Consider the following 23,650-nt stretch of genomic DNA (forward strand, 5'->3'; position numbering starts at 1 on the left):
AGGTAATTATCACCACCCGGGTTCCTACACCCGAGGGTGGTGACGCTGACGAAGGTAGGAAGTACCGATGCACAAAGAAACCGGCCAGCCTTTCGGCTGCTCCGTCAGCGCCACCGTGATTTTATCCGGATGTGCGCTGCCCTGACAAAAAAATCGTCATTTTGTGCAATTATTCGGGTTCCTACGCCCGGTTGCAGGTTTGCTGCAACGAGGGCAATTTATGCCTTGAGAAAGAGTTGGTAAAGGGGTTTAGCTAATGACAGGTGAAGCAATTTCATTTTTACGAAGCGGCTTCCAAAATTTTGAAGAACAATGCGCTGCACAAATATTTTTTCTTGTTTAAAAATTGGTGATGGCCTAGAACATATGAATCTTTTATCTTTAAGCCATTTATAAATTTATTTGTTTATGTCAATTCATAGGATAGAAAAATGACAAAACATTTAGAACTGCCATTTGATTGGTCTGAGCAAGTAGAAGATTTGCCTCCCGATACACTTGAGCGTAGTGAACATGCTCGGTTCCTTACTTCATTCTTAGTCGATAAGGGTACAAACGGTAATTATGTTCTAAACCTGGATGCACAGTGGGGGGCAGGTAAAACATGGTTTATACGTCGTTGGATGAAAGAAATATCAGCGATCCACCCCACTGTTTATATTGATGCGTGGAAAAATGATCACTCAGGGGATCCTTTTCTGACAGTTGTTTCTGAAATCAAATCAGCTCTTGCATCTAAAACAGAGTTTTCATTTCTAGAACATAATGTATTGAAAGGAACATGGCGACTGATGAAGTCTATCGCCCCGGAAGTCACTAAATACATTATTAAGAGTAAACTAGGAATAGATGCAAAAGACTTGAATCTTGATGGCGAAGCAGACTTGGGGTCAAAAATAGTTGATGAATTATTAAAATCACATCAAGAAGCAAACTCCTCTGCTGATAGTTTTAAAAAATCCATATTTGAATGGCTTGAGGCGGTAATAGAGACAAATGAGGGGAAATATGAGTATCCGCTTTTCATTTTTATCGATGAGCTTGATCGTTGCCGACCTAACTATGCAATTGAAATGCTAGAAACCATCAAGCACCTTTTTGATATTAATAAAGTGGTATTTATTGTGTCTACGGATAAAGAACAGCTAATTCATTCAATCTGTTCAGTGTACGGTTCTGGATTTGATGCCAGAAGTTATCTTGATAGATTTTTCATGCGTTCAGTTACTTTAAAGAAGAGAACCCTCTTCGAATTCTTAAAAAACAAATTAAATAACTCCACCACCTTTGAAAGAGTGCTTAATAAGCATGAAATAATAATTCATGATAGCCACACACCTAAATTCGCCACATTATTAGAAATCCTTACTGTAGTTGCTGATGGATTTTCCATGGACCTGCGGACAACAAACCTTTGGTTTGAGAGGCTTGAGTCAATATATAGCCATACAAATAAAAATATCGAAATACTTTCCCTTAGCTTTATTCTCGCAGTTTATACAAGGCATAATTCTTATTATAAAGAAATTGCATTTGGTAGAAATACATTCTCAGACACTAGTGGGAATTCTATTAACAAGATTTTCAAAGAGGATAAATCATTATTGATTCAGACATCCATTAAAGATATCGCCATGCAAAACTCACTTCAATTTTCACCACCTGTAATAGATCATTTGTTTATCGATAAACTCACCCCAACTCAACTATTAAATATAATATTTTTAAAAATTGATAGTAGAGGAGCGCTAAATTCTAGAGGAAACATAGACAACATGCTGCGAGAAATGCATGATAAAAAATCAGAATACGGCGCACTAAATAAAATAACAATTAACTCTGGCTTTTCGCAAATAAGAATAAACCAAGCAAGCAATATTTATTTTGAGAAATTCTTTGAGGAAAATAAAATAGATTTTAAAGAATATCACAGCCTATGTGAACTCGCTGTTCTAATTGAGTGAAATTAAACAGCTTTTGCTCTTGTGATCCATATTTTTTGAAAATGTAGGGACTCAACTAAAGTCCCTACATTACCTGCACACTCAGGCTGCTTTCAATTTCTGCTTCTGTGCGCGGTTTTCGCGGCGGATCTTACGCTCTTCCAGCACCGCGACCATCGCCATCAGGACGATACAGCCAATGGCTGCTGCATCCAGCGCGGCGAAGGTGCCTGCCCAGCCGGTGAGGCCGAAAATCGGTGTGCCGTCGGCGATCATCCCCAGACCGAGCTTGGCGAAGCTGTCGCCAATCAGGTACGCGAAGGTGCCCTTAATTCCATCGGCAGCGCCGATCGCTTTTTTCGGCACGAAGCCGACGGCGGCTACGCCGATCAGCAGTTGCGGGCCAAACACCAGGAAGCCAAGCGCGAACAGCGATGCGAGGTAAACGTACTGGTTGCTGGCATGTTGATAAACACCAAGGGTCGCGATGATCAGGGCCAGCGCCACGCAGGCCACCAGCGCACGACGGCCATTGGCAAGGTCAGAAAGCCAGCCCCACAGCAGCGTGCCGACCAGCGCGCCCACTTCAAACAGGGTAAAGCCCTGGATCGCGACTTCTTTGGAAAGCTTCAGCTCCTGGAAGGCATACACGGTAGACCACTGGTCGATACCGATACGCACCACGTACAGGAAGATGTTTGAGAAACATAACAGCCAGATCACTTTGTTTTTCAGCACATACTCAACAAAGATCTGCCATTTGGTCATCTCGTTTTCTTCGGTCTCTTTGTCCTCTTCGCTGATCTCCTCGTCAAACAACTCTTCAGCTTTACCAAGGCCGTAAGATTCCGGGGAGTCGCTGCCAAAGCGCAGGCCGATAAAACCGACAATCAGGGCGATAATCGATGGGAAGATAAACATGCCGATCACATGCCCGTCGAACAGATAGTTAGCACCGAACAGCGCCACGCCAGCCGCACCCGCACCCCCGAGGTTGTGGGATATGTTCCACATGCCAAGATACGACCCACGCTTACGACGCGGCGTCCATTTGGTGATGGTGGAATAGCTGCACGACCCGCCGGTACTCTGGAAGAAACCGCTGAGTGCGTAGAAGGCAATCATCAGGAACAGGCTGACCGAGCCAGTGCCCATGCTGGCGCTAAAGCCGAGCATACAGATGGCGGAGAGGATCAGCATAAACGGCAGGAACTGCTTGGTGTTTTTGCCGTCGGCGTAATAGGAAACCAGCGTTTTACCCACGCCGTAGGTGATGGAGAAGCCCAGGCCAATCATCCCCAGCTGCGTCATGCTCAGCCCGTAGGTCGAGATCATGTCGTTCTGCGCGATGTTAAAGTTCTTGCGGATCAGGTACATGGTCAGGTAGCCAATAAAGACCACCAGGTAGGACTGCATGAAGGGTTTGAACCACATTTTGCGCCGCACATCGAGCGGCAGATCCAGGGTCGGCTTACGTACCTGGTTTAAGAAGGCCAGCATGGTTTGCTCCTGAGCTGATTTTTATACCTGCGAATGGCAGGCATTGTAAAAATCAGCCGGGAGAGACGCCTGAGATACCGTCCAGGTGAAACCGGGAAAATTTCCTGGTTTTGCGCCACTCGGGGCGAAAAGGTGAAGTGCATCACATCACACTGGTTTCGCGTGGGGCCTGAGCGTTTAAAAATGGCAGCAACAGCAGGGCAGAAATCCCCGCCGCAATGGCGATCACCGCAAAAAAACCGCTCCAGTGCCAGATGTCGATCACCCGTGCCAGCGGCCAGCCGGAAAGCGATGCCCCCAGGTAAGCAAACAGCCCGACAAAGCCCGTTGCCGCGCCTGCCGCCTCTTTGTGCGAGCACTCTGCCGCTGCCATACCGATCAGCATCTGCGGGCCGAACACGAAGAAACCGGTGGTGAAGAAGCACGCCGCCTGCATCACGTAGCTGGCAAACGGCATCAGCCACAGCGAGCCGACCGAGAGCAATATCCCGGCGGCGAAAATCAGGTTCATCGGGCCACGGTTGCCGTTAAACAGCTTGTCCGAACCCCAGCCCGCCACCAGTGCGCCGATAAACCCACCCAGCTCGAACATGGTCACTGCCGAGTTCGCCGTTACCAGATCCACACCGAGCGTCTCGGACATATACAAATTACCCCAGTCGTTGATCGCCGCACGCACCACGTAGACCAGCACGTAACAGAGCGACAGCAGCCAGATATAGGGGTTCTTCAGCACATATTTGGTGAGGATCTCTTTGCGGGTCAGCCCTGCGCCTTCCTGCTGTTGGGCGATTTCCATTTCGTCGTGCCGCCAGTCGCCCACCGCAGGCAGCCCCACGGTCTGCGGCCTGTCGCGCAAACGCCAGCACAGGAATACCCCGGCAAGTATTGCCAGGCCGCCCGCAATCATCATTCCCGCCCGCCAGCCGTAGTGCAGCGCCGCCGCACCCACCACAATCGGGATCAACGCGCCGCCAACGTTATGCGCGGTGTTCCATATCGCCCACCAGCCACCACGCTCGTTGCGCGAATACCAGGTGGTGAGCAGGCGGGCGCACACTGGCGCGCCCCAGCCCTGGAAAAAGGCGTTCAGCGCCCACAGCAACGCAAAGGCCCACAGCGAGGTGGAAAAACCAAACAGGATATTCACTACCCCGGTGGCAATCAGCCCGAAGCCCATAAAATAGCGGGCATTAGAGTGGTCGCTGACAATACCGGAGAAGAACTTCGACAGGCCATAGGTGATGTAAAACAACGTCGCCAGCAGGCCGATATCGGTGCGCACCATCACGCCGCTGGCAAGGATTTCTGGTGCGGCGGCGTTGAAGCTTTTGCGGGTGAAGTAGAACAGGGCGTAACCGAGCCAGATGGTTGCCAGGATATGGCGTCGCCAGTAACGGTAGCGGGCGTCGATTTCTGCTTTATCGCTTATAGGGGTGGCGTTGGCAGGCGTTTTAAACATGGTGAGTCCTTATGCGTAACGCAGCGGCAAGCTGACGCTAACGCGCGTGCCGTGGGTGCAGGAGAGGGTCAATGTCCCGCCGAGCGCCGTTACGCGTTCGCGCATCCCCGCAAGGCCAAAACCCTGCTGGCCCGAACCCGGAGGCAGGCCGCAGCCATCATCTTCAATCACCAGCATCAGACGTTCATCCTGCTGCCAGCCCTGTAGGGTTACCGCGCTGGCGCTGGCGTGCTTAACAATATTGTTCAACCCCTCCTGGCAGACGCGAAACAGCGTGACGCGCTGGCCTTCGCTCAGCCCTGGCTCATGGATGCGCCAGTCGAGATGGCTGACAATTCCGCGACTTTCCAGCTCCATCTCGCGCATCAGGGAACGCACGGCCTGCTCGAGGGAAAGGTCGTCCAGCTGACGTGGACGCAGCCGCCCCAGCAGGCGGCGTACCGAATCATACACCCCGAGCGAAAGCTGTTCGATATGCGCCCCTCCCTGCTTCACGCCCGCGTTTTCCGCCGCCAGACGCTGAACAATGCCCGCCTGGGTGCGGATGGCGGTAATGGTCTGGCCGATATCGTCATGCAGCTCACGCGCCACCTCCTGTCGTACAGTCTCTTCGGTTTCCAGCAGGCGTTCTGCCAGACGACGGTTACGCGCCAGCTCAGTTTGCAGGGACTGGTTCAGTTCACGAAGACGCTGAATGCCCGCCCCCAGCAGCAGCCCGGTCAGGCTTTGCGCCAGCAGAGAAAGGAGTAAATCTACCGGATGATCGTGCCAGGTCTGGCTCGCAATCAGGGCAATGGCGTTCATCAGTGTGGCGATCAGCGCCCCCTGCCAGCCGTAATGCCAGGCAAGCGCAATGATCGGCAGCGCCAGACAAAACGGTGTAAAGCGCGAAAGCTCCGCAGGCAGGCCGAGCTGCAACCACAGGCTCACGACGAATAACAGCAGATACCAGATGAGATGCCGCGCGCGCCAGTTTACCGGCTGAGACACCAGCGCCGGGCCGAGCGGCTGCCAGACGGTGCTGGTGAGGTAATGCCAGATAACCAGGCAGGTTGGCGCGAGCGTCAGGCCGCCAGTGAGCGTCAGCAGCAGCGCGTTGAGCATCTCTTTTTCACCCATCCACGGCAGGGACTGGAGCAGCGCGGCGGCAATCAGCGCCGCCCCCTGACGCAACAGCGTGCGCCAGTCGCGCTGGTGACGGTATCGGGAGATAAGTGCAACCGGGATAAGCGCGAGCACGCTGCCGGAAATCAATAAGGGCAGATGCGCCAGCGCCACTTCCTGCGCCAGCCACACCAGCATCAGCCACTCAGCGCCGAGCAGCACCGGCCAGTAACCGCGCGGGCATTGCAGCATCAATCCCAGACGCAGGCCGAAGGGGAACAGCAGCACCGCCAGCGCCGGGCGTTCAACCAGATGCAGGCTGATACTCCACAGGCAAAACCAGGCGGCAGAGAAGATAAAAAAACTGGCGACCACGGCAATCAGCCGCGAGAAAACGGGACTCATTGCCAGGTATCAAACATGCGGCGCGCCAGCTCGACATCGTTGCTGACGCCGAGTTTTTCCATCAGGTTGGCACGGTGGACGTGGACGGTTTTGGGTGACAGATCCAGATCAGCTGCAATCTCTTTTACCGACATTCCCTGAGCAAGCTTCTCCGCCACCTGGCGTTCGCGTCGGGTCAGCGGATCCTGGCGTCCTGCCGCCAGCTTGATGGCAATATCCGGCGTCAGGTAGCAGCCGCCAGTGGAGACGGTGCGTACGGCGGCGATAAGTTCGTCCGGGCTACAGCGTTTGGAAAGGAATCCGCGCGCCCCCGCGTTAAGCGCCTGTTCCACCAGCGCCGGGCTGTCGTGAACCGAAAGCATGATGGTCGCCATTCCCTTTGGCAGCTGGGTTAACAACTCCAGCCCTGAGAGATCCGGCATTGAGATATCGCAGATACAGACCTGCACCCCGCGCCCGGGCAAACCGGCCAGCGCCTCGCGGCCAGAACCAAACTCGGCCACCACCTGAAAATCAGGTTCAAGGTTCAGAAGCTGAGCAAATCCTGAGCGGACGATAAGGTGGTCGTCGATAAGGGCGATAGTGGTCATAGCGCGTTCCTGGCGGGCGGATAAAAAAACGCGCTTACCTTATCGATAAGCGCGTGGGTGTTCAAGCAATGAGCGATTTATTCGAAGAACACCGCAATTTTGTTAAACATAGTGGGATCGGACTGGTTGCGTTCCACTTTGGTGACATCTTCCAGCTTATCGATCTGCGCCATCATCTGCTCCAGACGCTGATCGTCGTTAACCAGTAGCCAGATGCGGCTGTGTTCGCTGCCCTGAATTGGCAAGCAGAGAATGCCTTCTACGTTAAACGCGCGACGGGCAAACAGCCCGCAGACGTGGGTCATGACGCCAGGGTGGTTACGGACGGTGAGTTCCAGAATGACGTTATCATGTTGTTTCTGCATGGCTTATTCTCCCACCATCTCAGTATTTGCCGCACCCGGCGGTACCATCGGATACACTTTTTGTTCAGGGTCGATACGCACGTGGATCAGCGCCGGGCCCGGGCGTGAAATCGCCGCCTGCAACGCCGCGTGCGCGTCTTCTTCTGCGTTCAGATCGCAGGTATGCAGGCCAAAACCGGCGGCAATCTGCATAAAGTTGATCATACCGGGATAGGTCGCAGCAAACACGCCCTGCTTGTAGAACAGACTTTGCTGCTGATGCACCAGCCCCAGCGCTTCGTTGTTCATCAGAATGATTTTCACGTCTAACTGGTTTTCGGCCGCGGTCGCCATTTCCTGAATGTTCATCATCAGGCTGCCGTCACCGGAGAAGCAGATAACCTTGCGATCCGGGTTAGCCAGCGCCGCGCCAACCGCCGCAGGCAGGCCAAAGCCCATAGTGCCCAGGCCGCCGGAGGTCAGCCACTGGCGCGGACGGTTCAGCGGATAAGCCTGTGCAGTCCACATCTGATGCTGGCCCACGTCGGTGGTGATGATGGCGCTGTCGTCCACGCAGGCGGCAACGGCGTTAATCAGCCCGTAATGGCTGAGCGGGTCGCCTTCGGTCGGGATGGCGCCCGGGAACTCTTTTTGCAGGTCGGCTACCAGCTGACGCCAGTCTTCACGCCCGGTCGCGTCTGTTTGTGGGATCAGTTGCGCCAGAACTTCGGCAACATCGCCCTGAATAGCAACGTGCGGCTGCTTGATTTTACCCAGCTCGGCGCGGTCGATATCCACGTGAATGATTTTGGCGTTCGGGCAGAACTGCTCGGTTTTACCAATCGCCCGGTCATCAAAACGTGCGCCCAGAACAATCAGTAAATCAGATTCTTGCAGAATGTAGTTGGTGCTGCGCGCGCCGTGCATTCCCAGCATTCCCAGTGACAGCGGGTGCGCTTTTGGCAACATGCCAAGTGCCATCAGGGTCATGGTGGTTGGCAGGTTGGCTTTTTCAGCGAACTGGCGCACCTCTTCTGAAGCATTAATCGCCCCGCCGCCCAGGTAGAGCACCGGGCGTTTGGCGGCATTAATCATCGCCGCTGCATCACGCACGCTATCAGCGCTGAATTCCGGCGCGGGGGCACGGCCGCCCGGCTCAGGCAGCACGTCGATGTCGATTTCTGCGGTTTGTACATCCTTAGGAATGTCTATCCACACCGGGCCCGGACGGCCAGACTGAGCAATGCGGAATGCATCGCTGATAACCTGTGGAAGCTCGGCGATATCGCGAACTAAATAGTTATGTTTGGTGATGGGGATAGAGATGCCGTAGGTGTCCACTTCCTGGAATGCATCCGTACCAATCATCGACGACGGCACCTGGCCGGTAATGCAGATCAGCGGAATGGAGTCGAGGCGCGCATCGGCGATGGCGGTGACCAGGTTGGTCGCACCCGGCCCGCTACAGGCCATACAAACCGCCGGTTTACCCTGCGTACGCGCCATGCCCTGGGCGATAAAACCTGCGCCCTGCTCGTGACGTGCCAGTACGTGACGGATCTGCGTGCTTTGGCTTAACGCATCATACAGCGGCAGCACTGTCCCGCCAGGGATACCCGCAACCGTGGTGATGCCCTGACGTTCCAGCAAATGAACGATCAGCTGCGCGCCGGTGAAACGCGTCTTTGTGGATGTTGTGCCCGAAATTGCCATGCTCCAGTCCTTTTATGGGCCGACTTTCCGGGAGGCGTTTAAACTAAAAACCCCGCCCGGTTTGCGCCGGCGGGGTTTTGGAATCGTGTGTTGTTCCAGTCCCTACGGCGCATTGCCGACGACCACCACCACACGCACGACGACCACTGCGGCTGGTAGCGCAGTTTTTAGTAGGGTCGCGGTGTTCATGGATAAAGTCATTGGGGACCTGTGTTTGGAATCATTGATAGAATTCATACAAACACAGGTTTTTCGGCGTGACAATGGAAATATTTTCATCTGCGCAAAAATGCGTCAAAGATCACGTTTCGTTTGTTGAGTGATGAAAACAAAAAAAGCCTGATTTTTTGTCATTCAATAAATAGCGCGGGCGATACACCAAATCGGGCTGCAAGCTTTTTAATGTGGTTCAGAGTGAGCTGCCTCTGGCCGTTAAGCACCCTTGAAACCATTGATTTACTGCCAATTTCATCCTGAAAATCAGATATCGTCAGGTTATATTGATCCATCAACGTTCTTAGAACCGCAATGCCAACAGGTACAGATTCCATCTCCAGACGTAACGCGACAATGTCTGGCTGGTTCGCTTCGTAGCGGCTAATTCTTGCACATACGATATCCAGTAAAGGGCTACCCGGTTCGTTCATAAGAAGATACTCAACCAGTTCCAGAGCGTCTTTGTAATCCTGTTCGTTAGGATGTTCACCCAGCAGAGGAACAGCCGCAACAAGGGCATACGTAGCTTTCATTGCATCAGCAACGATCATCATTTCTTCCCCTTAGTGCTTTCAAAGCAATAAAACCACCGCTTATCTCGGTGGTTTTTTTATGCATCCAAAATACATAACGTTGCAGAGGGCTTTTCGTTTTAGTACGTTGCGCGCTCATTCCAGGAATCACTATAGATGACATTTCCGTCGCAATGCTTCCAGGTGATTTTCTCATAGCGTATGAGAACCGTTTCAAGATGTGTTCCGGTATTTGCACCTGGATACATATCTGGCGTGATTGAGGTTATTTTCACATTCTCCAGGATGATATTAAAATACTCCTGATCTAAACCAGCTTCATTAATCTGATACATCTTAATGGTGGCTGACTGGAACGTTCTCCCCGTACTCAGTGCTCGAAATAAAAACGGGGTTACACGATCAAATTCCTTTTGGAACATGATGGGCATGTGTATGCGCGTGCCCGTTAATCTCCCGGTATTCCCGTCGACCGGGATGTTGACATTATGAGTGAATGATTTGAGCTCAATTGCGCCCTCACGCCCTGACACAAGGCAAGGGCCAACCATGGGAGAACCATTTTCATCTGTTAGAAATAAATAAGCCGGATTTGACATAAAAATTCCTTTTTATAAAATTCAATCGTACTTATCAAAGCGCCCGAAAATCATCGGATGGACAATAATAAATACTACGATAGCAATGAATGTTAGTAATACCCAGTGGTCAGGCAACACCCACAGGAACAAAGAGGCGCATGCAAAAATATAAACGGGGAATAAAATATCCGTAAATAGAATTGATAGCAGACTCTTAAACATACTATTTGTCCTTAAAGTCGTTATAAATCGCATCGAAATCCCTATAGAATCCCATTTTCACCTTCTTAATGAGTTCAGACAGGAACGGCTCAAAAAAGTAATAAAGCATCTCCAGTTGTGCGGCATAGAGGGCAGCGTAATATTGAGGGTCCAGCGTTTTCAGACGACGGGCAGCAAGAGCGCACTTCTGGTCCGTGCCAATCAGTTGAAGTGCCATGACCACATTAGGTACGCGGCGTGCAAACCGTTCGACGACGATTTCAGAAAGTAAGCCAGATTCCGAAAGGGATCTAGCCAACGTCCATGCTATCGCTAAACGCGCTGCCTTGCTTGGCGGGATGTTTTTAACAAGCCCGGTTACTATTGAATCCGTCTTACGAACGCGATTTTGTTCATTTCCAGTATCGGTTATAATACTTTCAAAATAAAGATAGAGCATATGTGCTATTACATCGCGATAACGGTAAATAGACACAATTGAGAGATACATCCTCTTTTCTTCTGAGAGAAGCTCATCGCATACATCATGATAGCTCGGAATTAAGCATGATGAATACCAACTTACACGCTCCATTCCTGAGTAGATATCAGATCCGATTCCCCTTAATGCCCTCCATGTCCCTGCAACGCCTTGCTGTCCATAAATAGCCAACTGCCTGTCGCTCTGGAACTTCATCTTTAAATAATCAGATGCTTGCATAATACATCCACATTGTTTTTATGGTTATGGGAATATAAATTGAAAAGCAAAATAATTCAAATTCATGAGATTGATTTAGTTATACATTCACGTAAATAATAAATTATTTAGTTATTATTTCTTACGGATATAATCGATACGATTTGAATAGCCTGATGGGTATGTTATTTATATTAATTTACCTATTTGGTGCCGTTATCTCGCAAAATTAGCCTGATACCCTTGCATAAAATTGGTTTCTTAAGCGAGCCTAACCAGCCAACAGGCATCGCGTCTTATGCTTGCACGGAAAACAAAAAACCCCGCCGGAGCGAGGTTTTTTTCAGGGTTTGCGGCTGGTAACCGCAGAACACACTGTGTTACGTCAACGCAAAAAGTATACGCGATCGGCGACGAACGCGCAATTTAAGGCACGGATTTTGACGTTTCTGAGTATGTACCCTCTGACAATCTTTGTCTATAAAATACTGTTCATACATACAGTATTTATCTATACTCAGGGTGTTCGCAGTGCGCGAGGGGGCCGCTGTTTTACCGGCGCAACAAAGTCCTGGCTGAAACGGGTGGTGCCGTCAGTGCCTTAACCCCTGAAGTGAGCACACTGTGTTACGTCAATCCAGGTGCTGGCAACAGGCGGCGGAAAGGTACGCCAGCATCGTGCTCCTTTTGACCAAAAGGAGACGCGTATGAGCGTAGTGGATATGGTGGTTCTTATCCTCAAACTCATTGTTGCTGTACTGCAACTGCTTGATGCCGTCCTGAAATACCTGCGGTGATTCAGGTTCAAGTCGCACCTGAGAGGGGCGGGCAACCGCCCCTCTTTAATAACGAGGGAATGCTATGTCGCGTCTGTTAATTGAACCCATTACACCCGAAGAACCCGGGTATATTGCCCTGAAAACCGAAAGCATCACGCTGAATTTCAACATGCTACGCAGGCTGGAAGAGAACTGGCAGCGCGGTGAAAACCGCTTTAACGCACCGGGTGAAAAACTGCTGGGGGCGTTTCTGAACGGCAAACTAGTGGGCGTATGCGGCCTGAACCGCGATCCGTTTAGCCAGCAACCACGCGCCGGACGCATTCGTCATCTCTACGTCAGCGAGAAGTGCCGCGGACTGGGCATTGGAAAACAGCTTTTGACCGTGGTAATGGCCGATGCGAGCATCTGGTTTGATTTTCTCAATACCCATGCGCCGGACACTGCGTATGGTTTCTATCGCCAGGCGGGTTTTACGCTGGTGTCTGACGAACCGCGGGTGACGCACCGCCTTTTTTGTGCGGTCTAACCGGCTGGCAGCATCAGAGTGTGAATGTTACAGTTGAGTGACAATTAATCACCCGATACGCCATGACCATCACCGTTTTCTGCATTTTACTCTTCGCCGCGCTGCTGCATGCCAGCTGGAACGCCATCGTCAAAGCCGGAACGGATAAGCTCTATTCTGCAATCAGCGTCAGCGGCTCCGCCACGCTGATTGCCCTGGTGCTGCTCCCCTTTTCGCCACAGCCTTCTGCCGCAAGCTGGCCGTTTTTAATCGTCTCCTGCGCGTTACAGGTGGTGTACACGGTGCTGGTGGCGAAGACCTATCAGGTCTCTGATATGAGTCAGACCTATCCCCTGATGCGCGGCACTGCGCCGCTGCTGGTGGCGCTGATCAGCGTGCTGGTGCTCGGCGATAGCCTCTCATGGCTCGCGTGGTCCGGCATCGGGGTGATCTGCCTGTCGATACTGGCGATGGCGATGAACGGACGCATGCAGTCCCGAAAAGGGATCTGGCTGGCGCTGCTGAATGCCTGTTTTATCGCGGGCTATACGCTGGTGGATGGCACCGGCGTGCGGCTCTCTGACACCGCGCTGGGCTACACGCTGTGGACCTTCTTTATGAACGGCTTCTGCCTGCTGAGCTGGGCGATGGTCGCGCGGCGGCGTGAAGCGTCCAGCTACCTGCGGCTGCACTGGAAAAAGGGGCTGCTCGGCGGGATAGGTACTATGGGCTCTTACGGCCTGGCGCTATGGGCAATGACGCAGGCCCCGCTGGCAGTGGTCGCAGCGCTGCGCGAAACCTCCATTCTTTTTGGGGCACTGATCGCGTTTGTCCTTTTAAAAGAGAAAGTTGCGGGTCTGCGTATTGCTGCGGCGCTGGGTATTGCTGGCGGAGCGATTCTGCTGCGCCTGGCGTAAATCACTGGCAACATTAGTTGCCGATCTTGTTTACAAATCCTGCCTTTCCCGGTTTTTCCATTCGCTACAATAATGCTTAAATTGCCATCGCACTGTGGTAGATTCCTCGCTCATTTATGGGAATGAGCAGTCACTTATTCTTTATTTATCTCTTTTGGCAAAAGTATTCAGCGACATGAAAAAACAAAGGAACGTTAACTTATTGTTGATGCTGGTGTTACTGGTGGCCGTCGGTCAGATGGCGCAAACCATCTACATTCCGGCAATCGCCGACATGGCAAAGGAACTGAACGTCCGCGAGGGCGCAGTGCAGAGCGTCATGGCCGCTTATCTGCTGACCTATGGCGTCTCTCAGCTGTTTTACGGCCCGCTGTCCGATCGCATCGGGCGTCGCCCGGTGATTCTGGTGGGCATGTGCATATTTATGGTCGCCACGGTGATTGCCATCACCACCCATAGCCTGACGGTACTGATTGCCGCCAGCGCTCTGCAAGGCGTCGGGACCGGCGTTGGCGGGGTGATGGCGCGCACCTTGCCGCGTGATCTGTACCAGGGCACCCAGCTTCGCCATGCCAATAGTCTGCTCAATATGGGCATTCTGGTGAGTCCGCTGCTGGCCCCGTTGATTGGCGGCCTGCTGGATACAATGTGGTCGTGGCGTGCCTGCTACGCCTTCCTGCTGGTGCTGTGTGTGATTGTGACCTTCAGCATGGCGCGCTGGATGCCGGAAACGCGCCCCACCGACGCACCGCGCACCAAACTTATCACCAGCTATAAAACGCTGTTCGGCAACGGGGCGTTCACCTGCTACCTGCTGATGTTGATCGGCGGCCTGGCGGGGATTGCCGTGTTTGAAGCCTGCTCCGGCGTACTGTTAGGCGCAGGGCTTGGCCTCAGCAGTATGGTGGTGAGTATCCTGTTTATCCTGCCTATTCCGGCAGCGTTTTTCGGCGCATGGTTTGCCGGACGCCCGAACAAACGTTTCTCCACGCTGATGTGGCAGTCAGTGATTAGCTGCCTGCTGGCAGGCGTGATGATGTGGATCCCAGGGTTGTTCGGCGTGATGACAGTCTGGACGCTGCTTATCCCGGCGGCGCTGTTCTTTTTCGGTGCAGGGATGTTGTTCCCGCTCGCCACCAGCGGCGCAATGGAGCCGTTCCCGTTCCTCGCAGGTACGGCGGGCGCGCTGGTGGGCGGTTTGCAGAATATCGGTTCCGGCGCGCTGGCCTGGCTTTCTGCGCTGTTACCGCAAACCGGTCAGGCTAGTTTGGGTTTACTGATGACGCTGATGGGGCTGCTGATTTTACTGTGCTGGCTGCCGCTGGCGTCCCGTGTCCCGCATCATGAGCAGCCGGTTTAACTGCATGATGGCCCGGCTTCTCGGCGGGCTTTTCACACTCAGGTGTAATCATGGTCTGCAATAAAGGCTCTGGCGCAGGCCGCCAGGCCCCTTCTTCCCCGTCATAAAACTGGAAATCGGCGTTAATGGCATACGGGATTTTCGACTTTTGCAGTTCACAGGCCATAAACGTGGCAAACGCCAGCTGCGACGCAGTTGGCGTAAATCGGCTTGATTCACCCACTCCCCAGCCGCCAACCCAACTGACATGTCCGGTTTTTTGCTGCCAGTGCAACGCGGTGTTAATCCGGTTGTGAATGGCGGCTTTTTCGGCCGCCGTACCGGACGTCCACGGGTATTTGCCGTTATTCTTCAGCGGCCCCCACGGGAAAATATGCCACTCGGCCAGCAGGTAGTTTTGGCTGTGCGCAGGCAGCTTCATGCTGGATAAATCTTCCGGCGCGGCACGCAGGCGTGGCGCGATAAAAATCATGCGATTAGCATCAATGCTGTGAATGACTTTTATTGTTTTCTCGTATACCCGGTTCAGCGAAGCCTGGTTGTGGTTGAGCTTATCCGCCGGCTCATAGATCAGATCAAACCCAAGCAGCGGCGAGCTTTGGCCAAAATAGTGCGCCACCGCAATCCACCAGTTGATCACCTCTTTTTCATTGTCCGCTTTGGGGTCGTTTTTATATTCGTCAGCCTGATAAGCGATGATGGGGATCACCCCGTATTGCTCGCACGCCTCTACCAGTTTACGCAGATGAATAAGCCGCGCTTCGGTAGGTTCATCTGCCACGCGAATACGCACATGCGTTAACCCTTTAGCGCGAAAATCACGAACGACCAGCGGATCGAATTCCCGGATGCCACGTTCGGTGCGCGCCCAGTCGACATCAATACCCACGCCAAGCTGCTGCGCATAAAGGGCAGCCGTCAGCGGCGGCTCAGCGGCGATGGCCCAGCCGGTAGTTAGCAGTAACGCAGTGGCAATGAGAGGCTTAAACACAATGTACCTTGCGAGAAATCAAAAGCAATAACCTGTATTTAGCACGCTTTTTCACATTTCGTGTAGAGCCAAAGCGTAATAAATCTTCACTGCGCCATCGCCTTCAACCAATTGATAAAGGCATCGATTTTTGGCCACTGTCGCCCGGACGGGGTGGAGATGTAATAGTGTTGATGGCATTTCAGCGTTTTCTCGCCAAAGGGCGCTATCAGTTCCCCAGTCTCAAGGCGCTTTTGCACCAGACGTTTACGCCCCATCGCCACCCCCACGTGGTTCATTGCAGCAATAATCGCTAAATCAGAACGATCGAAACCAATACCCGATGATGGCGGCATATTTACTGCAAAATACTGCGCCCAGCTAAACCACTCGTCGGTGCCGGAGTCGTTGCTCCAGGCCTGGCGGTCATGCAGCAAGGTGCAGTGGCGCAGGTTATCCGGGTTCTGAAGCAGCGCATGTTGTTGTGCATATTCCGGGGAGCACACCGGCAGGATAGCCTCATCCATCAGAAAATGGTGAGACAGATGATTTGGCGGCGTATCGTCGAAATAGAGCGCCAGATCGACCCCCGTTCGCTGCATATTTACATAATCATTGCCGGTCAAAATGGTCAGCGAAATCGACGGATACCGGCGGGTGAAGTCCCCCAGCATTGGTACCAGCCAGCACTGGGCAATCGACGGACGGGAGTAAACCGTCAGCGTGCCGGACAGCGCCTGGTTTTTGATATCCAGGATCTCCTGATTCAGGGTGTCCAGCGACGATTTTAACGTCCAGTACACACGCTTTCCTTCCTGGGTCAGCTCCACTTTCCGGTGTGAACGCACAAACAGCTGAATGCCCAGTTCCTCTTCCAGCAGGTTGATGCGGTGACTGACCGCGCTGGGGCTTAACGATAGCTCTTCCGCCGCCAGCGCAAAGGATTCGTGACGCGCCGCCACTTCAAAGGTGTACATTTTTGACAACTGCCAGCCATTTAACAGGCGGTTTCTGGCCTCATTTGCATCATTCATCGCCATTCTCACTCTCTTTTTACCTGCCCAGAATACCTTTCAGAGATGAATTTATGTGAACCAAACACGAAATAAGTGTGTTTTTTAGAGTTTAGTCACTCACTTGATTCTATCTGGCTCACCTGAACGGCAATTTATATCGTTTGTCAGCCCATGCCGTTTTTTCGTCCAATACCCGCAGATTACTTAAGGGTGAGGTGAGATATGGGATCTCAGGTCTGGGTTGTGGCGACGCTGCTCATCAGCATCGTGTTGATTGTATTAACCATCGTAAAACTGAAGTTTCATCCGTTCCTGGCACTGCTGCTGGCGAGCTTTTTCGTCGGCACCATGATGGGGATGGGCCCGCTGGATATGGTGAACGCCATTGAGAGCGGTATTGGCGGCACGCTGGGCTTCCTCGCCGCGGTGATTGGTCTGGGGACGATCCTCGGCAAGATGATGGAAGTGTCCGGCGCGGCGGAGCGTATCGGCATCACGCTTCAACGCTGCCGCTGGCTATCCGCCGATGTGATTATGGTGCTGGTGGGGATGATTTGCGGCATCACGCTGTTTGTGGAAGTGGGCGTGGTATTGCTGATCCCGCTTGCCTTCTCGATTGCCAAAAAAACCCAGACCTCACTACTGAAGCTGGCTATTCCGCTCTGTACTGCGCTGATGGCCGTGCACTGTGTGGTGCCTCCGCACCCGGCAGCGCTGTTCGTCACCAATAAACTGGGCGCCGATGTGGGGACAGTTATTGTGTACGGCTTACTGGTTGGCCTGACGGCCTCGCTGGTGGGCGGCCCACTGTTCCTGAAACTGCTCGGCAATCGTCTGCCGTTCAAACCGGTTCCGGCAGAATTTTCTGACCTGAAAGTCCGGGAAGAACACACGCTGCCGTCACTTGGGGCAACGCTGTTCACGGTGCTGCTGCCCATCGGCCTGATGCTGGTGAAAACCATCGCCGAGCTGAACATGGCGAAAACGGGCACCCTGTACACGGTACTGGAATTTATCGGCAACCCGATCACCGCGATGTTTATCGCCGTGTTTGTTGCCTACTACCTGCTTGGACTGCGTCAGCATATGGGGATGAGCACCATGCTCACCCATACCGAACACGGCTTTGGCTCTATTGCTAACATTCTGTTGATTATCGGTGCGGGCGGGGCGTTTAACGCTATCCTCAAAACCAGCGGACTGGCCGATACGCTGGCGCAGATCCTGTCGAACCTGCATATGCATCCGATCCTGCTCGCCTGGCTGGTGGCGTTAGTTCTACACGCAGCGGTAGGCTCAGCCACTGTTGCGATGATGGGTGCCACCGCCATCGTGGCCCCGATGCTGCCGCTGTACCCGAACGTCAGCCCGGAAATCATTACCATTGCCATCGGTTCTGGTGCCATTGGCTGCACGATCGTGACTGATTCCCTCTTCTGGCTTGTGAAGCAATACTGCGGCGCGACCCTGAATGAGACGTTCAAATACTATACGACGGCGACCTTTATCGCCTCGGTGCTTGCACTTGGCGGCACATTCCTGCTTTCTTTCATTATCTGAGCGCGAAGAGATTTATTATGGAAAACGCAACTATCACCACGCTAACCGCACAGTTCCCTCTGGTTGAGGATCTGATTGCCCTGAAAGAAACCACCTGGTTTAACCCGCGAACCACCTCGCTTGAAGAAGGGTTGCCGTATGTCGGGCTGACCAAAGCCGACGTGGACGACGCCCATGCGCGGCTGAACCGCTTCGCACCGTATCTGGCGAAAGCGTTTCCGGAAACGGCAGCCACCAACGGGATTATTGAATCTGAACTGGTGGCCATTCCGGCAATGCATAAGCGGCTGGAGAAAGAGTTCGGCACGACGATCCCCGGCACGCTGCTGCTGAAAAAAGACAGCCACCTGCCGATTTCGGGTTCCATAAAAGCGCGCGGCGGTATCTATGAGGTGCTCACTCACGCGGAAAAACTGGCGCTGGCAGCGGGCCTGCTCAGCGTCGACGACGATTACAGCATCCTGCTGGAACCGCGCTTTAAGGACTTTTTCAGCCAGTACAGCATTGCGGTAGGGTCGACCGGCAACCTGGGGATGTCCATCGGGATCATGAGTGCGCGGATCGGCTTTAAGGTCACGGTGCATATGTCTGCCGATGCCCGCGAATGGAAGAAAGCCAAACTGCGCAGCCACGGCGTGATTGTGGTCGAATACGAGCAGGACTACGGCGTGGCGGTTGAACAGGGGCGCAAAGCCGCAGAAAGCGACCCCAACTGTTTCTTTATCGACGATGAAAACTCCCGCACCCTGTTCCTGGGCTACGCCGTTGCAGGCGAGCGCCTGAAGGCACAGTTTGCCGCACAGGGCCGCGTGGTGGATGCGCAACATCCGCTGTACGTCTACCTGCCGTGTGGTGTGGGCGGTGGCCCTGGCGGCGTGGCGTTTGGTCTGAAGCTGGCCTTCGGCGACAACGTTCACTGCTTCTTTGCCGAGCCAACTCACTCCCCTTGTATGCTGCTGGGCGTTTATACCGGCCTGCACGACGAGATTGCGGTGCAGGATCTGGGGATCGACAACGTGACGGCAGCCGATGGGCTGGCGGTAGGTCGTGCATCTGGTTTCGTGGGGCGTGCGATGGAGCGTTTGCTCGATGGCTTCTACACCTTAAGCGATCAGAGCATGTATGACATGCTCGGCTGGCTGGCGCAGGAAGAGGGTATTCGCCTGGAGCCATCGGCGCTGGCGGGTATGGCCGGGCCGGTGCGCGTTAAAGCCGATGCCACTCACCTGGTGTGGGCGACCGGCGGCGGTATGGTGCCGGAAGACGAGATGGCGAAATATCTGGCGAAGGGCCGTTAAGGTTTTTTGTGTATCCCTCTCCTGTGGGAGAGGGATCGATTTTTTTTACATATTCAGGATCTGCTGAATATGGGTGACGGCAAACAGTAGCGCCAGTGACAGCACGGCCAGCGCGATCAGAAACTTATCCCGCACCGTTTTTGGCTGGACAACGTCGTCCTGGGCAACATCCATCAGGTTACGGCTGCGGGTATAACGCCACAAAATGATCGCCACCAGCGCCAGCACAACAAGAGAAACCCAGAACGGTGCGCCTGTGCGATGCCAGTTGTGTTTAATCGCCAGCGCGATCAGCGCACCGTATCCCAGTAGCGTACGAAGCCAGGCCAGTGAGGTTCGTTCCGGCTGTAAGCCGGGATCGGCTTCGCGGCGCGCTTTGCGGCTATCCGCCATAGAACACCAGCACCATCACCACACCTGCCACCGTCAACAGTATCGCGCTGATAATCAGTAACCCGCGCGTGTAGGGTAGATCCTGCTTCAGACGCATCGCCTTTTCGTTACGTAACCAGCGCAGGTAGCCGTAAATCGCCAGTACGCCCGCAAACAGACACAGCAGCAGGGCCAGCACTTCGCGGATCAGCGGGGTCGCGAAATCCGGGGCCAGCTGGTCAAGGCCAACACCTGCAGCGAGAAAGCCCAGTGCAGTGCGTATCCACGCTAAAAATGTACGTTCATTGGCCAGCGAGAAGCGGTAGTCCGGGGCTTCGCCGAGGCGAGAAATTTTCATGAAGGTTCCTTGTCGTGCTCCAGGCAGGCTTCAGCATAGCGTAAATCGACAAGGACAAGAAAACCGGCATCGGACGATGCCGGTCAGGAAGATTAATGCAGCTCTGGCCAGTAATCCTTGTTGGCTTCAATCAGGTCATCGAGGATCGCTTTGGCAACCGACGCGCTCGGCACGGTTTTCGACAAGGTGATCGCCTGCCAGAGTTTCTGATACGAGCGCTGCTCCCAGGCGTCTACCACCAGTTTTTCCACCGCCACCTGCTGGCTCATTAACCCTTTCTGGAAGTGCGGAATATCGCCCACGGTGAGCGGTTCAGGGCCGTTATGCCCCACCAGGCACGGAATTTCCACCATCGCATCGGCATCAAAGTTATGGATTGCGCCGTTATTTGGCACGATTAACAACATGCGCTCCTGGGTGTTAAAGGCAATCGCAGTGGCCAGATCGACGATGTAGGAAGCATGTTCGTCGATTTCCAGCTCCCCGGCGGAGGATTTACCGGCTTCGATAATCGCCCGGCAGGAGCTGAACACATGCTTCTCGCGGTGATCCATCACTTCGTTAGCGCGGGTGCGTTCCGGGTTAGAGTGCGCCACCACGTAATCCGGGAAGAAGTAATATTTCAGATAGGTGTTCGGCATGGTGTCTGGATCCAGCGCCTGCACATCTTTCGCTTTGGCAAAGGTATCGTTCCAGCTTGCTTCGGTATGCGCGTCCTCAGAAGGCGGAACATAACCGTTTTTCGCCACATATTCGCGCAGTTTTGGCATCAGATCGTTGCCGTTCAAGTCTTCAATCGATGTCCACCAGCCGAAGTGGTTCAGGCCGTAGTAGCGCACGCGCATCTCTTTGCGGTCTTTCAGACCAACAATCTGCGCCATGCGCCCTTCAATGCCGATCGGCATATCGCAGATGTTAAGGATTTTGGCGTTCGGACGCAGGCGACGGGTCGCTTCCGCCACAATTGCCGCCGGGTTGGAGTAGTTCAGCATCCACGCGTTCGGCGAGTACTGCTCCATATAATCCACCAGCTCCAGCACGCCACCGATAGAGCGCATCCCGTAAGAGATCCCGCCCGGGCCGCAGGTTTCCTGGCCCAGCACGCCATGGCGCAGCGGGATTTTCTCGTCTTTTTCGCGCATCGGGTATTTACCCACGCGAATATGCGCCATCACGAAATCCACATCGGTAAAGGCCACTTTTGGGTCAGTGGTGTAGCTAAATTCGATTTCCGGGGCCTGCTCCCTGAGGATAATTTTGCACGCCTCGGCGATGGTTTCCTGGCGTGCGCCATCGTTGTCATAGAACTTCAGGGCGCGCAGTGGGAAACGGTCACGGTTGGCTAACAACATCAGGACGATACCCGGGGTAAAGGTACTGCCGCCGCCTGCAATGACAACTGAGAATTTTTTCATGATACAGCCTCCGTCAGGGTGGTTTGTTCGTTCGTTAAAGGGGTTTTCATTAGCGATTCAAGCTGGTCGCGCACCTGGGGAACGTGCAGACCGACAATCACCTGAATGCCGTTGCCGCGTCGCACCACACCGTGTGCGCCCAGGGCTTTAAAGACGTCGTCGCTTTGGGTCTGTGCCATATCCACCAGCGTGATACGTAAGCGGGTGGCGCAGTTATTCACGCTTTCGATATTGGCGGCGCCGCCGAGCGCCTGTAAGAAACCGGCGGCCTGGCCGACCTGCTGGCTTGCCGCTGCCGGCGCAGTGGTTTGCCCGCGAGCGGCCTGGTAATCGGCTTTGCTGTAGAGTTTGATTTCGCTCTCTTCACGTCCAGGCGTTTTGAGGTTCAGCCGCTCAATCAGCGTTTTAAAGACCACGAAATAGATACCGGTGAAGCAGAGGCCAATGCCTATCTGGGTGAACATCATGGAAGCGTGGTTGTGGAACATTGGGATCCAGTTTTGCGGCAGGAACTGGTCAAGCAGCCCGCCCCCCATGTTGCCCACCACACCGAAGACATACATTACCGTCGCCATCGTTGCCGCCAGCACGGCATGGACGGCAAACAGCAGCGGCGAAATAAACAGGAAGGTGAATTCAAGCGGCTCAGTAATGCCCACCAGCATGGCGGTGAGGGTTGCCGGGATCAGCAAGCCCGCCACTTTGACGCGGTTTTCAGGTGAGGCGGTGTACCAGAGCGCCAGCGCAATCCCGACGGAGCCGAACACTTTTGAGTTGCCGTGCAGCGCGAATCCGCCTTCCGGGAACAGGGTTTTCAGCGGCAACGTGCTCTGGCTAAATTCCTGTAAATGCTGCGCCCAGTACACCTGAATGCCGCCTTCCACCGCTGCGGGGCCGAAAATAAACGGTCCGTAGACAAAGTGGTGCAGTCCGGTTGGGATCAGAATGCGTTCCAGGAAGGTATAAACCCAAACGCCCAGCGCACCGGCAGAACGTAAGAACGCTTGTAAGGACTCAATGCCCATCTGCACTTTTGGCCAGCCCAGTAGCGTCAGCCAGGCGCAGGGGATCATCACGAAAAACGCGAGGATGACGACAAACGACGTGCCCTGGAAAATCCCCAGAAACACCGGCAGGGGTTTGTCGAAATAGCGGTTATGGATGGCGGTGACGAGACCCGAAATAACTATCGCCCCGATAATGCTGGTATCCAGCGTTTTGATCCCGGCAATCATTGCCAGCCCGCTGCCAGCAGTCGGTTCAGCGGAGAAATCGACGCCAAAGAAATGGCCCCAGGTCATCCCCATCGCATTGATGAAGTAGTTCCATGTCAGGAAGCTAATCAGTACCGCAAGGCAGGCCCGACCCTGCGCCTGTTTTGCCAGGCCAATGGGTAAACCCACGGCGAAAATCAGCGGCATGTTGCGAAACACCGCCCAGCCGCCTTCTTCAATAATGTGAACGATTTGCGCGAATAAATTATCCGGTGCAGCGAGCGCTTCACCCACGAAAAGCGGGTTGCGCAGCATGATGGCGATCCCAACCACGATCCCGGCAAACGGAAACAACAACACCGGGGTAAACATGGCACCGCCAAAACGTTGTATTTGACTGAGCATTTTTAAATCCTCATGTAACAACCTGTAAGGGGTAGAGGCCTTTATGGTTTTTTGCTGGCCTGAAATGAGCATAAGAATTTACTGATGAGCAAACATGACGTACCGCTGCGTTCCGTGATCGCATTCATGGTTTTAATTTGGTCAATCAGGTCTACTTTTAATTGTAAATATGGACATCTTCACACT

General features: G+C 53.6%; 23 protein-coding genes. 7 read left to right on the plus strand and 16 right to left on the minus strand.

Annotated elements, in window-relative coordinates:
* The first annotated feature begins 431 nt into the window (after positions 1 to 431).
* Positions 432 to 1,964 (plus strand): KAP family P-loop NTPase fold protein, encoded by a 1,533-nt coding sequence (locus ACS603_RS05135; RefSeq protein WP_474943880.1) that lies wholly within the window; start codon positions 432 to 434, stop codon positions 1,962 to 1,964.
* Between the two features lie 81 nt (positions 1,965 to 2,045).
* Here the strand turns inward: ACS603_RS05135 and uhpT are convergent, their stop codons facing one another.
* From uhpT to ACS603_RS05185, 10 genes are all read right to left on the minus strand, one after another.
* On the minus strand, positions 2,046 to 3,443 hold the full coding sequence (gene uhpT / locus ACS603_RS05140; RefSeq protein ID WP_182063113.1) for a hexose-6-phosphate:phosphate antiporter: 1,398 nt from the start codon (positions 3,441 to 3,443) through the stop codon (positions 2,046 to 2,048).
* 142 nt (positions 3,444 to 3,585) lie between these two features.
* Positions 3,586 to 4,905: an MFS transporter gene (gene uhpC, locus ACS603_RS05145; RefSeq protein ID WP_182063112.1), complete on the minus strand. Its 1,320-nt coding sequence runs from the start codon at positions 4,903 to 4,905 to the stop codon at positions 3,586 to 3,588.
* Positions 4,906 to 4,914: 9 nt separating this feature from the next.
* Positions 4,915 to 6,414, minus strand: a complete 1,500-nt coding sequence (gene uhpB / locus ACS603_RS05150; protein WP_182063111.1) for a signal transduction histidine-protein kinase/phosphatase UhpB — start codon at positions 6,412 to 6,414, stop codon at positions 4,915 to 4,917.
* A complete protein-coding gene (gene uhpA, locus ACS603_RS05155) occupies positions 6,411 to 7,004 on the minus strand; it encodes a response regulator transcription factor UhpA (RefSeq protein WP_182063110.1) in 594 nt (197 codons plus the stop codon). The genes uhpB and uhpA overlap by 4 nt, the downstream gene beginning before the upstream one ends.
* A gap of 77 nt (positions 7,005 to 7,081) precedes the next feature.
* Positions 7,082 to 7,369, minus strand: coding sequence for an acetolactate synthase small subunit (ilvN, locus tag ACS603_RS05160; RefSeq protein WP_182063109.1), 288 nt, complete (start codon positions 7,367 to 7,369; stop codon positions 7,082 to 7,084).
* A 3-nt stretch (positions 7,370 to 7,372) separates the two neighbouring features.
* Positions 7,373 to 9,061, minus strand: coding sequence for an acetolactate synthase large subunit (gene ilvB, locus ACS603_RS05165; RefSeq protein WP_182063108.1), 1,689 nt, complete (start codon positions 9,059 to 9,061; stop codon positions 7,373 to 7,375).
* 102 nt (positions 9,062 to 9,163) lie between these two features.
* Positions 9,164 to 9,262, minus strand: a complete 99-nt coding sequence (ivbL, locus tag ACS603_RS05170) for an ilvB operon leader peptide IvbL (protein ID WP_182063107.1) — start codon at positions 9,260 to 9,262, stop codon at positions 9,164 to 9,166.
* 149 nt (positions 9,263 to 9,411) lie between these two features.
* Positions 9,412 to 9,831: a helix-turn-helix domain-containing protein gene (locus tag ACS603_RS05175; RefSeq protein ID WP_182063106.1), complete on the minus strand. Its 420-nt coding sequence runs from the start codon at positions 9,829 to 9,831 to the stop codon at positions 9,412 to 9,414.
* A gap of 98 nt (positions 9,832 to 9,929) precedes the next feature.
* Positions 9,930 to 10,409: an Hcp family type VI secretion system effector gene (locus ACS603_RS05180; protein WP_474943881.1), complete on the minus strand. Its 480-nt coding sequence runs from the start codon at positions 10,407 to 10,409 to the stop codon at positions 9,930 to 9,932.
* A gap of 205 nt (positions 10,410 to 10,614) precedes the next feature.
* The gene (locus tag ACS603_RS05185; protein WP_474943882.1) at positions 10,615 to 11,313 is read right to left on the minus strand and encodes a hypothetical protein; all 699 of its coding nucleotides are present in this window, start codon (positions 11,311 to 11,313) and stop codon (positions 10,615 to 10,617) included.
* Between the two features lie 686 nt (positions 11,314 to 11,999).
* On the opposite strand from ACS603_RS05185, the gene tisB reads away from it, so the two are divergent.
* The 4 genes from tisB to emrD all read left to right on the plus strand — a co-directional run bounded on the left by tisB (position 12,000) and on the right by emrD (position 14,856).
* Positions 12,000 to 12,089 (plus strand): type I toxin-antitoxin system toxin TisB, encoded by a 90-nt coding sequence (gene tisB / locus ACS603_RS05190; protein ID WP_071599731.1) that lies wholly within the window; start codon positions 12,000 to 12,002, stop codon positions 12,087 to 12,089.
* Positions 12,090 to 12,153: 64 nt separating this feature from the next.
* A complete protein-coding gene (locus ACS603_RS05195; RefSeq protein WP_182063104.1) occupies positions 12,154 to 12,600 on the plus strand; it encodes a GNAT family N-acetyltransferase in 447 nt (148 codons plus the stop codon).
* A gap of 62 nt (positions 12,601 to 12,662) precedes the next feature.
* Positions 12,663 to 13,496, plus strand: a complete 834-nt coding sequence (locus ACS603_RS05200; RefSeq protein WP_474943883.1) for an EamA family transporter — start codon at positions 12,663 to 12,665, stop codon at positions 13,494 to 13,496.
* A gap of 175 nt (positions 13,497 to 13,671) precedes the next feature.
* Entirely contained in the window at positions 13,672 to 14,856 is a 1,185-nt protein-coding gene (gene emrD, locus ACS603_RS05205) for a multidrug efflux MFS transporter EmrD (RefSeq protein WP_474943884.1), read from the plus strand.
* On the opposite strand, the gene ACS603_RS05210 is transcribed toward emrD, so the two are convergent.
* A complete protein-coding gene (locus ACS603_RS05210; protein ID WP_474943885.1) occupies positions 14,759 to 15,847 on the minus strand; it encodes a cellulase family glycosylhydrolase in 1,089 nt (362 codons plus the stop codon). The two genes, emrD and ACS603_RS05210, sit on opposite strands and share 98 nt — an antisense overlap.
* Before the next feature lie 86 nt (positions 15,848 to 15,933).
* The gene (dsdC, locus tag ACS603_RS05215) at positions 15,934 to 16,860 is read right to left on the minus strand and encodes a DNA-binding transcriptional regulator DsdC (RefSeq protein ID WP_474943896.1); all 927 of its coding nucleotides are present in this window, start codon (positions 16,858 to 16,860) and stop codon (positions 15,934 to 15,936) included.
* 204 nt (positions 16,861 to 17,064) lie between these two features.
* Here dsdC and dsdX point away from each other — a divergent pair, with 204 nt between their 5' ends.
* Both dsdX and dsdA read left to right on the plus strand, forming a co-directional pair.
* Complete coding sequence (gene dsdX, locus ACS603_RS05220) at positions 17,065 to 18,402, plus strand: D-serine transporter DsdX (protein ID WP_182063100.1); 1,338 nt, start codon at positions 17,065 to 17,067, stop codon at positions 18,400 to 18,402.
* A 17-nt stretch (positions 18,403 to 18,419) separates the two neighbouring features.
* Positions 18,420 to 19,700 carry a D-serine ammonia-lyase gene (dsdA, locus tag ACS603_RS05225; RefSeq protein WP_182063099.1) on the plus strand — a complete coding sequence of 427 codons (1,281 nt, stop codon included), beginning with the start codon at positions 18,420 to 18,422 and terminating at the stop codon, positions 19,698 to 19,700.
* Positions 19,701 to 19,745: 45 nt separating this feature from the next.
* On the opposite strand, the gene ACS603_RS05230 is transcribed toward dsdA, so the two are convergent.
* The 4 genes from ACS603_RS05230 to ACS603_RS05245 all read right to left on the minus strand — a co-directional run bounded on the left by ACS603_RS05230 (position 19,746) and on the right by ACS603_RS05245 (position 23,464).
* Complete coding sequence (locus ACS603_RS05230) at positions 19,746 to 20,093, minus strand: DUF202 domain-containing protein (protein ID WP_474943886.1); 348 nt, start codon at positions 20,091 to 20,093, stop codon at positions 19,746 to 19,748.
* Positions 20,083 to 20,430, minus strand: coding sequence for a YidH family protein (locus ACS603_RS05235; RefSeq protein WP_014068263.1), 348 nt, complete (start codon positions 20,428 to 20,430; stop codon positions 20,083 to 20,085). Before ACS603_RS05235 ends, ACS603_RS05230 begins: the two co-directional genes overlap by 11 nt.
* Positions 20,431 to 20,522: 92 nt before the next feature.
* On the minus strand, positions 20,523 to 21,845 hold the full coding sequence (locus tag ACS603_RS05240) for a 6-phospho-alpha-glucosidase (RefSeq protein ID WP_182063097.1): 1,323 nt from the start codon (positions 21,843 to 21,845) through the stop codon (positions 20,523 to 20,525).
* Positions 21,842 to 23,464, minus strand: a complete 1,623-nt coding sequence (locus ACS603_RS05245; protein ID WP_474943887.1) for an alpha-glucoside-specific PTS transporter subunit IIBC — start codon at positions 23,462 to 23,464, stop codon at positions 21,842 to 21,844. Before ACS603_RS05245 ends, ACS603_RS05240 begins: the two co-directional genes overlap by 4 nt.
* Positions 23,465 to 23,650: the final 186 nt, after the last annotated feature.

The organism is Enterobacter sp. Li2LvB3, assembly GCF_056156645.1.

Excerpts from the sequence above, each read along its gene's own strand:
- tisB (WP_071599731.1), top strand. The coding sequence starts at position 12,000 with ATGAGCGTAGTGGATATGGTGGTTCTTATCCTCAAACTCATTGTTGCT.
- uhpC (WP_182063112.1), bottom strand. The coding sequence starts at position 4,905 with ATGTTTAAAACGCCTGCCAACGCCACCCCTATAAGCGATAAAGCAGAA.
- ACS603_RS05180 (WP_474943881.1), bottom strand. The coding sequence starts at position 10,409 with ATGTCAAATCCGGCTTATTTATTTCTAACAGATGAAAATGGTTCTCCC.
- dsdA (WP_182063099.1), top strand. The coding sequence starts at position 18,420 with ATGGAAAACGCAACTATCACCACGCTAACCGCACAGTTCCCTCTGGTT.
- ilvB (WP_182063108.1), bottom strand. The coding sequence starts at position 9,061 with ATGGCAATTTCGGGCACAACATCCACAAAGACGCGTTTCACCGGCGCG.
- ACS603_RS05235 (WP_014068263.1), bottom strand. The coding sequence starts at position 20,430 with ATGAAAATTTCTCGCCTCGGCGAAGCCCCGGACTACCGCTTCTCGCTG.
- ACS603_RS05240 (WP_182063097.1), bottom strand. The coding sequence starts at position 21,845 with ATGAAAAAATTCTCAGTTGTCATTGCAGGCGGCGGCAGTACCTTTACC.
- ACS603_RS05175 (WP_182063106.1), bottom strand. The coding sequence starts at position 9,831 with ATGATGATCGTTGCTGATGCAATGAAAGCTACGTATGCCCTTGTTGCG.
- ACS603_RS05185 (WP_474943882.1), bottom strand. The coding sequence starts at position 11,313 with ATGCAAGCATCTGATTATTTAAAGATGAAGTTCCAGAGCGACAGGCAG.
- ACS603_RS05230 (WP_474943886.1), bottom strand. The coding sequence starts at position 20,093 with ATGGCGGATAGCCGCAAAGCGCGCCGCGAAGCCGATCCCGGCTTACAG.
- ivbL (WP_182063107.1), bottom strand. The coding sequence starts at position 9,262 with ATGACTTTATCCATGAACACCGCGACCCTACTAAAAACTGCGCTACCA.
- ACS603_RS05245 (WP_474943887.1), bottom strand. The coding sequence starts at position 23,464 with ATGCTCAGTCAAATACAACGTTTTGGCGGTGCCATGTTTACCCCGGTG.
- ACS603_RS05200 (WP_474943883.1), top strand. The coding sequence starts at position 12,663 with ATGACCATCACCGTTTTCTGCATTTTACTCTTCGCCGCGCTGCTGCAT.
- emrD (WP_474943884.1), top strand. The coding sequence starts at position 13,672 with ATGAAAAAACAAAGGAACGTTAACTTATTGTTGATGCTGGTGTTACTG.
- ACS603_RS05195 (WP_182063104.1), top strand. The coding sequence starts at position 12,154 with ATGTCGCGTCTGTTAATTGAACCCATTACACCCGAAGAACCCGGGTAT.
- ACS603_RS05135 (WP_474943880.1), top strand. The coding sequence starts at position 432 with ATGACAAAACATTTAGAACTGCCATTTGATTGGTCTGAGCAAGTAGAA.
- uhpA (WP_182063110.1), bottom strand. The coding sequence starts at position 7,004 with ATGACCACTATCGCCCTTATCGACGACCACCTTATCGTCCGCTCAGGA.
- dsdX (WP_182063100.1), top strand. The coding sequence starts at position 17,065 with ATGGGATCTCAGGTCTGGGTTGTGGCGACGCTGCTCATCAGCATCGTG.
- dsdC (WP_474943896.1), bottom strand. The coding sequence starts at position 16,860 with ATGAATGATGCAAATGAGGCCAGAAACCGCCTGTTAAATGGCTGGCAG.
- ilvN (WP_182063109.1), bottom strand. The coding sequence starts at position 7,369 with ATGCAGAAACAACATGATAACGTCATTCTGGAACTCACCGTCCGTAAC.
- uhpB (WP_182063111.1), bottom strand. The coding sequence starts at position 6,414 with ATGAGTCCCGTTTTCTCGCGGCTGATTGCCGTGGTCGCCAGTTTTTTT.
- uhpT (WP_182063113.1), bottom strand. The coding sequence starts at position 3,443 with ATGCTGGCCTTCTTAAACCAGGTACGTAAGCCGACCCTGGATCTGCCG.